This is a genomic window from Rhizobium mongolense subsp. loessense, assembly GCF_900099775.1.
GTDB lineage: Bacteria > Pseudomonadota > Alphaproteobacteria > Rhizobiales > Rhizobiaceae > Rhizobium > Rhizobium loessense.
In genome coordinates, this window is sequence record NZ_FMTM01000001.1 from 465,854 (window position 1) to 479,700 (window position 13,847).

16 protein-coding genes and 2 tRNA genes are annotated in these 13,847 nt (G+C 61.2%); 10 read left to right on the top strand and 8 right to left on the bottom strand.

Translation table 11 applies throughout. From position 1 onward, the window contains the following. Nucleotides 1-43 precede the first annotated feature (43 nt). Entirely contained in the window at nt 44-1,693 is a 1,650-nt protein-coding gene (gene betA, locus BLP23_RS02385) for a choline dehydrogenase (RefSeq protein WP_092583382.1), read from the top strand. Between the two features lie 166 nt (nt 1,694-1,859). Here the strand turns inward: betA and BLP23_RS02390 are convergent, their stop codons facing one another. The 5 genes from BLP23_RS02390 to BLP23_RS02405 form a co-directional block, all read right to left on the bottom strand. Then, complete coding sequence (locus BLP23_RS02390; RefSeq protein WP_233426614.1) at nt 1,860-2,102, bottom strand: PIN domain-containing protein; 243 nt, start codon at nt 2,100-2,102, stop codon at nt 1,860-1,862. A gap of 121 nt (nt 2,103-2,223) precedes the next feature. Then, nucleotides 2,224-2,373, bottom strand: coding sequence for a hypothetical protein (locus tag BLP23_RS33565; RefSeq protein ID WP_167363820.1), 150 nt, complete (start codon nt 2,371-2,373; stop codon nt 2,224-2,226). Between the two features lie 22 nt (nt 2,374-2,395). Further along, nucleotides 2,396-2,869, bottom strand: a complete 474-nt coding sequence (locus tag BLP23_RS02395; protein WP_167363837.1) for a DUF6644 family protein — start codon at nt 2,867-2,869, stop codon at nt 2,396-2,398. 7 nt (nt 2,870-2,876) lie between these two features. Next, complete coding sequence (locus BLP23_RS02400; RefSeq protein WP_092583384.1) at nt 2,877-3,263, bottom strand: DUF6152 family protein; 387 nt, start codon at nt 3,261-3,263, stop codon at nt 2,877-2,879. A 136-nt stretch (nt 3,264-3,399) separates the two neighbouring features. Further along, entirely contained in the window at nt 3,400-3,846 is a 447-nt protein-coding gene (locus BLP23_RS02405) for an RrF2 family transcriptional regulator (protein WP_092583385.1), read from the bottom strand. A gap of 422 nt (nt 3,847-4,268) precedes the next feature. Between BLP23_RS02405 and BLP23_RS02410 the strand changes: the two genes are divergently transcribed. The 3 genes from BLP23_RS02410 to cysN all read left to right on the top strand — a co-directional run bounded on the left by BLP23_RS02410 (nt 4,269) and on the right by cysN (nt 7,603). Continuing rightward, complete coding sequence (locus tag BLP23_RS02410) at nt 4,269-5,009, top strand: phosphoadenylyl-sulfate reductase (RefSeq protein WP_092583386.1); 741 nt, start codon at nt 4,269-4,271, stop codon at nt 5,007-5,009. A 154-nt stretch (nt 5,010-5,163) separates the two neighbouring features. Next, the gene (gene cysD, locus BLP23_RS02415) at nt 5,164-6,117 is read left to right on the top strand and encodes a sulfate adenylyltransferase subunit CysD (protein ID WP_022716380.1); all 954 of its coding nucleotides are present in this window, start codon (nt 5,164-5,166) and stop codon (nt 6,115-6,117) included. Between the two features lies 1 nt (nt 6,118). Then, nucleotides 6,119-7,603, top strand: a complete 1,485-nt coding sequence (gene cysN, locus BLP23_RS02420) for a sulfate adenylyltransferase subunit CysN (RefSeq protein WP_092583387.1) — start codon at nt 6,119-6,121, stop codon at nt 7,601-7,603. Between the two features lie 136 nt (nt 7,604-7,739). Here the strand turns inward: cysN and BLP23_RS02425 are convergent. Continuing rightward, nucleotides 7,740-7,816, bottom strand: a tRNA-Pro gene (locus BLP23_RS02425). A gap of 269 nt (nt 7,817-8,085) precedes the next feature. Here BLP23_RS02425 and BLP23_RS02430 point away from each other — a divergent pair. After that, nucleotides 8,086-8,496, top strand: coding sequence for a hypothetical protein (locus BLP23_RS02430; protein ID WP_092583388.1), 411 nt, complete (start codon nt 8,086-8,088; stop codon nt 8,494-8,496). 156 nt (nt 8,497-8,652) lie between these two features. Here BLP23_RS02430 and BLP23_RS02435 read toward each other — a convergent pair. After that, nucleotides 8,653-8,727, bottom strand: a tRNA-Gln gene (locus BLP23_RS02435). 162 nt (nt 8,728-8,889) lie between these two features. Here BLP23_RS02435 and BLP23_RS02440 point away from each other — a divergent pair. From BLP23_RS02440 to BLP23_RS02455, 4 genes are read left to right on the top strand one after another with little or no spacing between them, the layout of a single operon-like run. Then, nucleotides 8,890-9,186 carry a cupin domain-containing protein gene (locus BLP23_RS02440; RefSeq protein WP_022716426.1) on the top strand — a complete coding sequence of 99 codons (297 nt, stop codon included), beginning with the start codon at nt 8,890-8,892 and terminating at the stop codon, nt 9,184-9,186. Between the two features lie 3 nt (nt 9,187-9,189). After that, a complete protein-coding gene (locus BLP23_RS02445; RefSeq protein ID WP_092583389.1) occupies nt 9,190-10,113 on the top strand; it encodes an MBL fold metallo-hydrolase in 924 nt (307 codons plus the stop codon). Further along, nucleotides 10,110-10,562 carry a thiol-disulfide oxidoreductase DCC family protein gene (locus tag BLP23_RS02450; protein ID WP_092583390.1) on the top strand — a complete coding sequence of 151 codons (453 nt, stop codon included), beginning with the start codon at nt 10,110-10,112 and terminating at the stop codon, nt 10,560-10,562. The genes BLP23_RS02445 and BLP23_RS02450 overlap by 4 nt, the downstream gene beginning before the upstream one ends. Beyond that, complete coding sequence (locus tag BLP23_RS02455; protein WP_092583391.1) at nt 10,559-12,256, top strand: saccharopine dehydrogenase family protein; 1,698 nt, start codon at nt 10,559-10,561, stop codon at nt 12,254-12,256. Before BLP23_RS02450 ends, BLP23_RS02455 begins: the two co-directional genes overlap by 4 nt. Before the next feature lie 9 nt (nt 12,257-12,265). Here the strand turns inward: BLP23_RS02455 and BLP23_RS02460 are convergent, their stop codons facing one another. Continuing rightward, entirely contained in the window at nt 12,266-13,171 is a 906-nt protein-coding gene (locus BLP23_RS02460) for a DUF1499 domain-containing protein (protein WP_092583392.1), read from the bottom strand. Between the two features lie 220 nt (nt 13,172-13,391). Here BLP23_RS02460 and BLP23_RS02465 point away from each other — a divergent pair, with 220 nt between their 5' ends. Then, nucleotides 13,392-13,781 carry a hypothetical protein gene (locus tag BLP23_RS02465; RefSeq protein ID WP_092583393.1) on the top strand — a complete coding sequence of 130 codons (390 nt, stop codon included), beginning with the start codon at nt 13,392-13,394 and terminating at the stop codon, nt 13,779-13,781. Nucleotides 13,782-13,847 lie beyond the last annotated feature (66 nt).

A 13,847-nucleotide genomic window follows, 5' to 3' on the forward strand; every position in this document is an offset into this window, starting at 1 on the left:
CGCTTGTGGGAGGGGAAGGCCAACACATACTGAGTGTACCATCATGCAAGCAGACTTCGTCATCATAGGCTCCGGCTCGGCAGGGTCGGCCCTCGCCTATCGTCTCTCGGAAGACGGCAGAAACAGCGTGATCGTCATCGAGGCGGGCGGCAGCGACTTCGGGCCGTTCATCCAGATGCCGGCAGCCCTTGCTTGGCCGATGAGCATGAGGCGCTACAACTGGGGCTACCTCTCCGAACCCGAACCGAACCTCAACGGCCGGCGCATCACCGCGCCGCGCGGCAAGGTGATCGGCGGATCCTCCTCGATCAACGGCATGGTCTATGTGCGCGGCCATGCCGAGGACTACAACCGTTGGGAAGAGCTCGGCGCCACCGGCTGGGCCTATGCGGACGTGCTGCCCTACTTCAAGCGCATGGAGCATTCGCACGGCGGCGAGGAAGGCTGGCGCGGCACCGACGGCCCGCTGCATGTGCAACGCGGCGGCTTTCGCAACCCGCTGTTCCATGCCTTCATCGAAGCCGGCAAGCAGGCGGGTTTCGAGGTGACCGACGACTACAACGGCTCGAAGCAGGAAGGCTTCGGGCTGATGGAGCAGACCATCTTCCGCGGCCATCGCTGGTCTGCGGCGAGCGCTTATCTGAAGCCGGCGCTGAGGCGGCCGAATGTCGACATCGCCTACGGCCTGGCGCGCAGGATCGTTATCGAGAACGGCCGCGCGACCGGCGTCGAGATCGAGCGCCGTGGCAAGGTCGAAATCATCAAGGCGAACCGCGAGGTGATCGTTTCCGCCTCATCCTTCAATTCACCGAAGCTCTTGATGCTTTCCGGTATCGGCCCTGGCGCTCATTTGCAGGAGCACGGCATCGAGGTGAAGGCCGACCGGCCAGGCGTCGGCGCCAACCTGCAGGACCATATGGAATTCTACTTCCAGCAGGTCAGCACCAAGCCGGTTTCGCTCTATTCCTGGCTGCCATGGTTCTGGCAGGGCGTGGCGGGCGCGCAATGGATGTTCACGAGATCCGGCCTCGGCACCTCCAACCAGTTCGAAGCCTGCGCCTTCCTGCGCTCGGCAGCCGGAATCAAGCAGCCGGACATCCAGTATCACTTCCTGCCGGTGGCGATCAGCTATGACGGCAAGGCGGCGGCGAAGAGCCATGGCTTTCAGGTGCATGTCGGCTACAATCTCTCGAAGTCGCGCGGGTCCGTCACCCTGCGCTCGCCCGATCCGAAGGCCGACCCTATCATCCGTTTCAACTATATGAGTCATCCGGATGACTGGGAGAAATTCCGCCACTGTGTGCGCCTCACCCGCGAGATCTTCGGCCAGCAGGCTTTCGACCCCTATCGCGGGCCGGAAATCCAGCCGGGCGAGAAGGTGCAGACGGACGACGAGATCGACGGCTTCCTGCGCGAGCATCTGGAAAGCGCCTACCACCCCTGCGGCACCTGTAAGCTGGGCGCTAAGAACGACCCGATGGCCGTGATCGACCCGGAGACGCGCGTCATCGGGGTCGACGGCCTGCGCGTTGCCGACTCGTCGATCTTCCCACACATCACCTACGGCAACCTCAATGGCCCCTCGATCATGACCGGCGAGAAGGCGGCGGACCATATCCTGGGCAAGCAGCCGCTGCCGCGCTCGAACCAGGAGCCCTGGGTCAATCCGCGCTGGGCACTGAGCGACCGGTAATCAGAGCTAGTAGGGCACACGAATGCCCAGCAGTCTCCCGGGATGTTGTTCGCGCCTATGCCGATATCAAGCGACTGGATATCCGCAGTTGCCCCGATGGTGGCGCCTGGCAGGTTCATGTGATGGAGCTGCCAGATGCTGCCCTCGGCTTTTTGACGTTCTCAAATCAGCGTAGATATGGGACGCGGATTCCAGGATTATCCGCCGGAAAGTCCTTGGCATTGCGCGTCACCAGGAGCAACGCATGCGTATCGGCGGCCGACCAGATTATCGCATCCGGCATTTTGATCCGGTGGCGCTGTCTTAAGCGAACGGCGCCTTCCGCTATCGCATCATCAACCGCGATGATCTGGAAGTTATTCAAGAAGCTTCGCGCGGCTGCTTCGACGTCGGGATCAGCACTAATCAACACCTCCATCCAAGTGATGGTGCTGATGTCATGTCACGGCGTCCATAGCGGTCAAGCTCGTCGCGGGCTTCCGGTATGGCGTTGAGATAGTCGACAAGGATGTTCGTATCGAAGAGCGCTTTCACCATTCGCTTCGAACTTTATCCTGGTATTCGATATTACCCCAGAGCCCGAAAGCTTCTGCCTCTTTTGTCCGATCATGACGATTCAGAAAATCGTTGACTGCTTTGCGGATGAGCGAGGCGCGGGAAACCTTCTTGCTCTTTGCCATCTTATCCTGTCCGCAATCAAAACTATATGAAACCGATCCACCGCCCGGCGACGAGAGCAGTAATCCATACCGCCGCCGAAACCATAGCTGCAATGCGCAAGCTCGCTGCAACGACCACTCCGGCAATCGCCTTTCGCCAGCTGTCCCTGGCGTGCACGATCGCGGCATTGGCAACGCCCACGGCCAGCAATCCGATCTTTGCCAAAAATGCTGGGTTTCCGGCATATTCCATCGGCCGGACGCTGAAGAGGCAGAAGCCTGTGACTATCGCCGCCGTCAAACCGACCGCCGCTGCGCGCGACAGGAATGGTCCGACCACCGAAAGCGGGACCAATGGAAAGAAGCCCATCAACCTGAGATCGAGCGGCAAGATGGCGCCGAGCAGCAAACCAATGGACAGGATATGCGAGGCGTTGACGAACATGTAAAGCAGTGCTGAACGTCGCAACCCGGCGGCGAACGGCGTTGCGGCAAGCCATTCCAGAAGTTCGATCACCATGCGGTCAATTCGTCTGGATTCGATCAGGATAGATATCGTAGCGCTTCTCGCCGACCGTGATTCGCACGGCCTTCATGCGCTTTTCATTCCGATCCAGCGAACGGTTTCCGATCGCAACGATCGGATCGCCGTTCTTCGCCGAGCCCTCGACGAAACCGGAGCGCTCCGTCTGGCGCGGATTGCCGAGTTCGACGCGCCACACGCCGTCATCGGCGGTCGCAACGTCAAGCGCGGGATGCGGGCCGCCCATGGAAATCTTCTGGATCGTCCCCCTCAACTCCATCTGCTCGGCCTCGGCCCATGACCAGCCGTGATGCGCCGCAGCGCCGGTCGCGAAAGCTGTCGCGAGGGCCGCGCTCAAGACGATCTGCTTTGTGGATAAGACACGCATTTCAGTCTCCCTGCCCTTTTTCGAACAGGTCCGAATTGGCGCATGCCGGCGGCTTTGAAAGGCTTTTCACCAAATCTTGAAGCAGGGAGATGATTTTGCGAAGTGCGACTGCCCATGGAAAGAGAAGAAGCCGCCGTCAGGCGAGAAGGCGGGTGACTTCTGCGCCTCTTGCCGGCGCAACCGCGTCGGCGATCGTCGTCGAGAACAGAACCTTGCGCGTTGCATCCGCTACTTTGGCGAAGACGCTGCGGATTTTGCAGGTCTGCTCGCCGTCGCAATCGTCGCACTTGCGATAAGCGGTGATCGAAAGGCATGGGAGCGGCGCGATCGGGCCGTCGACGATGCGCAAAATTTCGCCGAAGGTGATCATGTCGGCGGGCTTCAACAGCAGATAGCCGCCCGCTTTGCCGCGTCGGCTCGCGACGATACCCTGATGCTTAAGGTCGAGCAGGATCTGCTCGAGGAACTTCTTCGGAATTTTCTGCTGCGCTGCGATGTCGGAAATCATGACGGGCTCGCCGGCATCGGCTTCAGCCAGTACCGTCAGCGCCCGGAGCGCGTATTTTGCTTTCTGCGTAATCATTTTGGACCGTCACACACACGAGCGATGCGACGTGCCGCATCACCTCAGAAGCTTACCTATCTCCTATTGCACAGCCAGCATGAACGGAATTTGAACGCGCCTGCGAAAGCCTTGGAAGACAAGCATTTTGGCCCTGTTTTTCTTGCTCGGCCAACGGACAGAATTCTACGCTGGAATTGCGCATCCTGCATCTTTTTCGACATCACTTCAGATTTCGAATTGACAGGCAGCGTGTAACTCTACTAAATTTATAGAGATTAAACCGGCCTCGACGGATGCTGGCCTGACGCGGCTGCTTTTCTGCATTGCAGCGGCTTCGGAGAGATATTTGCTCCCGTATGCGCCGCTTTCGAAATCCGTTTTTCTGTGCGATCTGCCCTCAAGCTGCGATACTCCGGCCAACATCGAGGACAGGGTTTTTCATGACTGTTGTCAATATCATCGAAGAAGCGGAAACGCTGAATGCGAAACTTGCGCCCTTGAGCCTGGCCGAACGCCTGTCGTTTGTCGCCGGCCTCGACGTAAGGGTCGTCTTCACGACATCGCTTGGTATCGAAGACCAGGTGATCACCGCCGAAATCGGCAATCATCGCCTGCCGATCGACGTCGTAACGCTGCAGACCGGCCGCCTCTTCCCCGAGACGCTGGCGCTGATCGAAGAAACCGAAAACCAGTACGACATCCACATCACCCGCTACGAGCCAGAGCAGGCCGATATCGAAGCCTATGCGGCAAAATACGGCATGAACGGCTTTTACGAGAGCGTCGAAGCCAGGCATGCCTGTTGTGGCGTGCGCAAGCTGAAGCCGCTTGCGCGGGCGCTGGCAGGCGCAACGATCTGGATCACCGGGCTGCGCCGCGGTCAGTCCGCCAACCGAGCGGAAACGCCGTTTGCGGAATATGACGCCGAACGGCACCTCCTGAAGATCAATCCGCTTGCCGACTGGGATATCGAGACAATCAAGTCCTACGTCGCCGACAATAGCGTGCCGGTTAATCCGCTACATGCCCGCGGCTACCCTTCTATCGGCTGCGAGCCTTGCACGCGCGCCATCAAGCCCGGCGAGCCGGAGCGCGCCGGCCGCTGGTGGTGGGAACAGGATGAAAAACGCGAATGCGGCCTGCATGTCGGCGAAGAGGCGACAGCGGTTGCCGCACGATAGTCAGGAAGGGTGAGTTTGACGGCCGACTGCATGGCCCCTCACCCCTGGGACGGAAAACGGGCCGCCGAGTGCGGCATTTAACTCCCTCTCCGTGAGAGGGTTGAGGTGAGGGGCGAATGCCTTCTTGCCAAGGATCGAAAGTTTGGAGTAGGAAATGCCCGATAGCCGTCCGGATACGGAACTCAACAATCCACAGAGCGCCAAGCCGCCGCTCGATCCGCACCTGAAGGCTCTGGAAAACGAGTCCATCCATATCTTCCGCGAGGTTGCAGCCGAATTCGAGCGTCCGGTGATGCTCTATTCGATCGGAAAGGACTCGTCGGTGCTGCTGCACCTGGCACGCAAGGCTTTTTATCCGGGCCGCGTGCCCTTCCCGCTGCTGCATGTGAACACCGGCTGGAAATTCCAGGAGATGATCGCCTTTCGCGACGAGACCGCAAAGAAGTACGACCTGGACCTGGTCGAGCACATCAATCCGCGCGGCGCCGCCGAAGGAATCACACCCTTCAGCCACGGCTCCGCGACCTTCACCGACATCATGAAGACCGAGGGGCTGCGCCAGGCGCTTGACGCCGGACAGTTCGACGCAGCCTTCGGCGGCGCGCGCCGCGACGAGGAGGCAAGCCGCGCCAAGGAACGCATCTATTCCTTCCGCACGCCGGACCACCGCTGGGATCCGCGCAACCAGCGACCCGAGCTCTGGAACATCTACAACGGCCAGATCCGCAAGGGCGAGAGCGTGCGCGCCTTCCCGCTGTCGAACTGGACCGAGGTCGATATCTGGCGCTACATCCAGGCCGAAGACATTCCGCTGGTGCCGCTCTACTATGCGAAGAAGCGCCCCTACGTTGAGCGCGACGGCATGATGATCCTTGCGGAAGACCCGCGGCTGGAACTCCTTCCCGGCGAAGTCCGCCAGGAAGGCATGATCCGTTTCCGTACCCTCGGCGATTTCCCGCTGACGGGTGCCATCCGCTCCACCGCCACCACCCTTGAAGACGTCATAGCGGAGCTGGAAATCGCAACTGTTTCCGAGCGCCAGGGCCGCGCCATCGACCGCGATCAGTCCGGCTCCATGGAAAAGAAGAAGCGTGAAGGATATTTCTGAGATGACTGCAGCAGCACCTGCAACCGCCATCGCCCTGCCTGCCGCCGAGCCGCTGAAGGCCACGCGCGACACGCGGCCATTGCGCCTCATCACCTGCGGCAGCGTCGACGACGGCAAATCCACGCTGATCGGCCGGTTGCTCTGGGACACCAAGGCCGTCAAGGAAGACCAGGCGGCGACGCTCCAGCGCGACTCCACCGGCAAGCAAAATGATCTCGGCCTGCCCGACTTCGCACTGCTCCTGGACGGCCTGCAGGCGGAGCGCGAACAGGGCATCACCATCGATGTCGCCTATCGCTATTTCCAGACCGACAGGCGCGCCTTCATCGTCGCCGATACACCCGGCCACGAACAGTACACCCGCAACATGGCAACCGGCGCTTCAACCGCCGATCTCGCCGTGCTGCTGGTCGATGCCCGCGCCGGGATCCTCGAGCAGACGCGCCGCCACGCGACAATCGCCTCGCTGCTCGGCATCAAGCAGTTCGTGCTTGCCGTCAACAAGATCGATCTGACCGGCTACGACCGCGCCGGATTCGAGAAGATTACGCACGAGTTCAAGGAATTTGCCCTATCGCTCGGCGTCAAGCAGATCACCGCGATCCCGATGTCGGCGCTGAAGGGGGAAAACGTCGTCTATTCCGGCCAAGCCGCCATGCCCTGGTACACAGGTCCGACGCTGGTTGAGACGCTGGAGCTTGCCACGGTGCGCTCTTCGCAGACCGTCGGCTTCCGTCTCTCGGTGCAGCGCGTCTCGCGTCCCGGCGAAAGCTTCCGTGGCTATCAAGGCACGGTTGCCGGCGGTTCGGTGAAGCCGGGCGACAGCGTCATGATCCTGCCATCGGGCATGGTCGCCAATGTTTCCAAGATCGTCACCTTCGACCTAGTGCGCAACGCGGCCGTCGCGGGCGATGCGATCACCCTCGTGCTCGACCGACAGGTCGACGTCGCGCGCGGCGACATGATCGTCTCGATCGACAGCCAGCCGCAGGTCGGCCTTGCCTTCGACGCGCAGATCGTGGCGCTGCAGCCGGAAGGCATCGAGGCCGGCAAGCGCTACTGGCTGAAGAGCGGCAGCCGCCGCCAGCGCGTCCAGGTACAGCCCATCAGCCAGTTGGAGCTGAAGACCGGCGCCTGGAACATGGCCGAGCGGCTTTACATGAATGCCATCGGCAAAGTGCGCCTCGCCTTCGATGAAGCGGCGATCTTCGATCCTTATGAGCAGAACCGCTCCTCCGGCTCCTTCATCCTCATCGACCCGGACACCAACAATACGGTCGCCGGCGGCATGGTGACCGGCAAGCGCTCGGAACTCGGCGGACTTCACGCCGGTGACGCACGCGTCATCCTCTCGCTTCCAGCTGACCTCGCCGAGCAGATTATGGCGAGCGAGATCTTCGCAACCCGCCGCGACGAGGCGCATGTGCACCGGATGACTGCGGCGGAAGCGGCGGAACTCTGGAAAAACGCCGCAAGCGATATCTGAGACTGAAGATGGGGCCGGACGGCCCCTTTTTCTTGCGGTTCGAGGCGTGCGTTACGCATCTGGCGCAAACGGATCGCCGCACGCAGTGTGCGGCGCAAATACTCGCCGGGGACCAGGGAAACTCGGGAAAATCGGCTGGTCGGAGTGGAGTGATTCGAACACTCGACCCCCACGTCCCGAACGTGGTGCGCTACCAGACTGCGCTACACTCCGTGACCAGCGGCGCCTCTATAGACCGGCCCATCTTATTGCGCAAGCACCAAATTTCAAAACCCGGCGCATTTTTGACGGAGGCGCGACAGGACCCGGCGCAGCCTAAAACTGCAACAAAAAGCCACACTCGCGGCAAATTTCGCGATCGCGAAGACAGGGCAATTTTCTTTTGCCGGGTTCCGCGCTAAAGCGCTCCACGGGACAAGCGGAAACCGTTGGCAGACAGCGATTCCCGCCGTCGAATGCGCGACAAATTCAGGGACGATTAGATGAAACTCCGCACCACTGCCGCGGTCGGGCTTGCCTTTGCGCTTGCCGGCTGCACGACCATTCCTTCTGCAGGCGATCCGATTTCCGCACGCTGGACCGGCCAGTCGGCCGGCAAGTTCTTCGCCGCCTACGGCCCGCCGATCGCCGATACCGAAAACGGCTCGGCCACCGTCTACACGTGGAAGGGCGGCTACAAGAGGATCCGTGTCCCAGCAAAATATGCCGAAGGCGAAAACGGCAAGCGCGGCAAGCAGCTCGCTGCCGCCCGCACGCTCTATCTCCGCTGCCAGGTCGAAGTGACCGCCGATTCCAGCTACACCATCCGCTCCATCCGCACCGTCGGTGACATCCCGGGCGAAAACAGCAAGTCCTATTGTGCGGAGTTTCTGGCACCGGAAACGGCTCAGTAGCTGAGTTTCGCGGCCAGTATCAGTCCGGGAAGGCAGCCTGCAGGCTGCCTTTTCTTTTATTGGCTATTTCGACGAAGAGACATGCATGTGTGGAACCACTTCCATGTCTCAGGAATAAACCGTAACCTTTGTGTCCAGAATGGACCCGAACAGTCGTGGCTGGGGCGCCAGGATTCGAACCTGGGAATGCCGGTACCAAAAACCGGTGCCTTACCGCTTGGCGACGCCCCACCAGAGCTTGAGAGCGGAAACCCGCTTTGCCGGAAGCGAGGCCTGATTAGCAAAGGTCCGGCTGCCTCACAATCACTAACTTGCGCTTCTGGCATATTTCTGTGCGCTTCTTCCTGCGCCATGCTACGTCTTGGTTCGCCCGATCAAGTCTCAGGAGAGATGATGAGCCAGTACCGTGCCCGCCCGCCTGCCCTTGCGACACTTCTTCTCGACGATGCCGTGGTGCGCATTACGCGCTGGGATTTCGAGCCGGGTGCGGATACCGGCGTGCATACCCACGGGTTCGGCTATGTCGTCGTGCCGATGACTGATTGCAAATTCCTGCTCGAGGATCGCGATGGCAGCCGGCGCGTCGACGTGGCCAAGGGCGCTGCCTACCGGCGTGAGGCGGGCGCGGAGCACAATGTCGTCAATGCCGGAAGCGAGCCGATGTCCTTTATCGAGATAGAATACAAGTAAACCATGCCCAGCCCGACATTCGATCTTGCCTTCGAGCCTCGCTATGGCCGCGCGGTGGACGTTGCGCTGGGGGTCCAGCGCATCACCGCCAACAATCCGAGCCCTTTCACCTTCCACGGCACCAACAGCTACATCGTCGGCACCTCTTCCGTCGCCGTCATCGATCCGGGGCCTGAGAACGAAGCGCATTTTGAGGCCCTGATCAAGGCGCTCAAGGGCCGGACGGTCACGCATATAGTCATCACCCATACGCATCGCGACCACTCGCCGCTTGCCGCGAAGTTGCAGAAAGAGACAGGCGCCATCACCGTCGGCGAAGGTATGCACCGGGCAGCAAGGCCGCTCTATGACGGCGAGGTCAATCCCTTTGCTGAAAGCTCCGATACGCGTTTCGCGCCGGATATCGCACTTGGCGACGGCGAGACAATCAAAGGTGACGGCTGGGCGCTGACGGCGGTGCTGACACCGGGACACGCCGCAAACCACGCGGCTTTCGCGCTCGAAGGCACCGGCATCCTCTTTTCCGGCGACCATGTCATGGCCTGGGCGACCTCCATCGTTGCGCCGCCGGATGGCTCAATGGCCGATTACATGGTCTCGCTCGACAAGCTGATCGCACGCCGCGACCACCTGCTTTTCCCCGGCCATGGCGGGCCGGTGAAACGTCCCGTCTCCTTCATGCGGGCGCTGAAGACCCACCGGCGCATGCGCGAGCGCGCCGTCGTGGAGCGGATTAAGGCGGGCGACCGGCTGATCCCCGACATGGTGAAGGTGATCTACCGCGACACAGACCCCAAGCTGCACGGCGCGGCGGCACTCTCCGTCCTCGCACATATCGAGAATTTGGTGGAGCGCGGCATTGTGCAGGCGGACGGACCGCCTTCGATCTTCGGGGCGTATCAATTGGCTGCTGGAGCGGGACGATGAGACGGTATGACTATAGCTATCGGAGCGATGCCGCTGTTCCGGCCTTTCCGGACGACAAACCGCTCATCATCTTCGACGGCGAATGCGTCTTCTGCTCCGGTTGGGTGAAATTTGCGCTGAAGCACGACAAGGCCGGGCGTTACCGCTTCCTTACCGCGCAATCGCCGCTCGGCACGGCACTTTACCGGCACTACGGCCTGGATGAGCGGGACTACGAGACGAATATCCTGATCGAAGACGGCCGCGCGCATTTCAAATCCGAGGGTTCGATCCGCATGATTGCCCGGCTCGGCTTTCCCTGGTCGCTCATCAGTATCCTTTACATCATGCCGCGCCCGTTTGCCGACCGGCTCTATGAGTTCGTCGCCAGGAACCGCCTGAAGATCGCCGGGCGCCAGACAACATGCTATGTGCCCACGCCCGAGGAACGGAGCCGCTTCCTGGCATGAGCGGTTCGGCACTTCGCATTCTCATCATCGGCGGTTATGGCACGTTCGGCGCCAGGCTGGCGCAGCTTCTTTGCGACGACGAGCGCTTCTGCCTGCTGATTGGAGGACGTTCGCTTGCCAAGGCGGCTGCTTTCGTGTCCAGCCTGGGCGGCAAAGCCGGCAAGGAGCCGGTGGAGTTCGACCGCAACGGCGATGTTTACAAGCAGCTGTCAGCACTCGCGCCCGCCATGACAGTAGACGCTTCCGGACCGTTTCAGACGATGGGCGGCGATACCTATCGCGTGCCGAAAGCCTGCATATCTCTCGGCATCGACTACGCCGATCTGGCAGACAGCCGCGAATTCGTCCGCGGGATCGCAGCGCTAGACGCGGAAGCGCGGGCGGCAGGCGTATTCGTTCTGTCGGGACTGAGCAGCCTTCCCGCTCTCTCCTTTGCCGCGCTCGACCGTCTGGAACAGGATTTTTCGCGGATCGACCATGTTTCATCGGGTATCGCGCCCTCGCCGCATGCCGACATCGGCCCCAACGTCATGCGGGCGATTGCGAGCTATGCCGGAAAGCCCGTGCCGATCTTTCGCAACGGCATTTCCACGACTGGCCTTGGGCTCATCGAATGGCATCGGGTGACGGTCGCCGCACCGGGATGCATCCCGCTCAAAAGCAACCGTTTCCGACTGGTTGACGCGCCGGACCTCGATCTTCTGCCTCAGCGGTTCGAAGGCCTTTCGTCAGTATTCACCGGTGTGGCGACAAAGCCGCAGAGCTTGCAACGGCTGCTGGCCGCAACGGCGCAACTGGTGCGGCTCAAGCTTCTTCCCTCGCTGTTGCCATTTGCCCCGTTGATGTATCGGGCAAGCAAGCTCTTCGCCTTCGGGGAACACAGGGGCGGCATGTTCGTCCACGCCTCAGGATCGGATAGGGCCGGCCAGCCGCTCGAAGCAAGCTGGCATCTGGTCGCGGAAGGCGATGACGGGCCATTCATCCCTGTCACCGGGCTGGAGGTACTGATAGGAAAGCTGGCGAATGGCAATCGACCGGCCGATGGTGCGCGTTCGGCGGCCGGCGAATTTCCTCTTGAAGCATTCGAAAGATGCTTCGAGCGCTTCGCCATCCACAGCGGCACGCGCCACGTTCGACCGGGAGAGGTGAACCTGCCTCTCTACCGGCGCCTGCTCGGCTCGGCCTGGGAACGGCTGCCCCGTGCAATTGCCGCGACGCATGACACAGCCGAAGGCGGGCACAGGCTCTCCGGCCGTGCACGCGTGGAGCGCGGGACCGGCTTCCTGGCCTCAATCATCGCTGCCGCCGTGGGCTTTCCGAAAGCGCAGGATGATGTTGCGGTCCGCGTATGTTTCACCACCAAAGGCAGAACGGAGTTCTGGACGCGCGATTTCGGCGGTGCAGAGTTTGGCGGCGTGCAACTGGAGGGCCAGGGGCGGGATGCGCATCTGCTCGCAGAAGATTTCGGGCCTTTCCGGATTCTTATGGCTGTGGTGCCGGATGGCGCCAAGCTGCGTTTCATCATTCGCGGCTGGCGATTTTTCGGCATCCCCCTGCCTTTGGTGCTGGCGCCAGGCGGCGATATCTACGAGGAGGAGCGCGAAAGCCGTTTCCATTTTCATGTGGAGATCGGCGGGCCGCTGACCGGGCTGATCGTGAGGTATGCCGGATGGCTGGAAGAGGAAGTCAGTTGAGCCCTCGCCTTACCCCGCAATGCCCAGCAATTCCATATCGAGGGCTTCGAGATAATGGTCGGCGATTTCGGCGCTGAGGCCGAGGTCGTGCTGGCCGTAGCGGGAGGCGACGCGGATGTCGACGAAAGTGGTTTCGGCTTCTTCGCGCAGCCGGATGACGACGTCGAAGTACAGGCCGGTGATAAGCGTGCGGGTTTCGCCCTGAAGCGTCACGCCGTTTGCCTCGCGAATAAGCTTTGCGACATCGTCCTCATAAGGCCTCGGCGTGGGAACGGGAACCTGATCGGGCGCTTCGGCGACGGCATCGCCACCGGGCTGGGGTCTTGACGGCGCATCCTCGAGGTCGCGGACCGGTTCGCCTTCGCCGGCACTTCTGGTGATCGTGATGCCATCCAGCTTCGCCACTTTTTTGACCGCTTCGAGCACGCGGTCGATCGCGCCTTCATAACGACGGCCGGTCAGTTCCGGATAAGCGAGGAGCTGCTGTTCGCGCTCCTGCGGCGACACGTCGGGATTGCGTTTCATCCAGATCTGATCGGCATGTGGCGACGAAAGCCAGTCTGGCGCTGAAACGACATCCGTCGACACGTCGTAGATGGCCGGAAGCGTGAAATAGCGCTCAGCGATAAATCCGCCGAAACCCAAGGGGAGGATTCCAAAGATCAGCGCTTTCAACGCATCGAGGCCGCCTTCGGCTCCGGTCACCCAGAGGCTTCTGAGGCCGACGGCCGCAAGCATGGCGGCAAGCAGCGCAAAGCCGATGGAGACAAGCAGCAGGAGCACGAGATAGGGCGTGGCAAGCCCGCCGAAGCGGTGCGCGACCAGCACCGCGACCCAGAGGACCAATGCAAACGCCCCGAAGCGCCGCGCAAAGCGGGCCGAATTGGAAACGGGGCGGTCAAAGCGGATGGCCATCAAACTTACCGGTTATTCGTGGGCGCAAACCGCCTGCGAGAGCGCAAGAAGCACCCACACTTGTTTATGGCAAGATTCGCCTAAATTGAAACTGTTGTCTCCGCGCAAGGGCCGCAATCCACCAAAAGGCGGTGGTGGCTTTAATAAGCAGCATCTGATATGTCACTAAAAAGACAGCCCGGCGGATTTGCCAACAACGGGAAGGACCAGGAGAAGAGTGATGCTTTCATCGGAAACAACCGAAAGACCACAGGTATCATCGCTTGGCGCAAGCGATCCATCCGAGTCCTTCCTGCCGATGGAGCTTCTCGAGCTCGAGCTTTCGCTCGAAGGCTACGACGGCGGTGAAGAGGGCTTCTGTGAGGCCGTGCGCGCGGCTGCCGCCAATGCAAACGGTGAATTCCTGTTCGATCTTCCGGCAGCCGGGCTGATCGAGGATTGCCGGCGTATTGCCGTTCTGCGCATCCCGTCGGCAAGCACCAAAATGCGTGTCGTGCTTGCCGTTCTCGATACCAATGGCTCGGAGATCCGCGTGCAGGCGGCGGATCAGGAGACCGCACATCTCGTGCAGTTCGCCGATGCCTTCATCGAGGTGCTGGAACGAATCTGATCTCAGCCGCGTTTTCCGATGTTTGTTGACGTGAGCCGACAAATCGCCTCTTGTCTGGCGACCGGT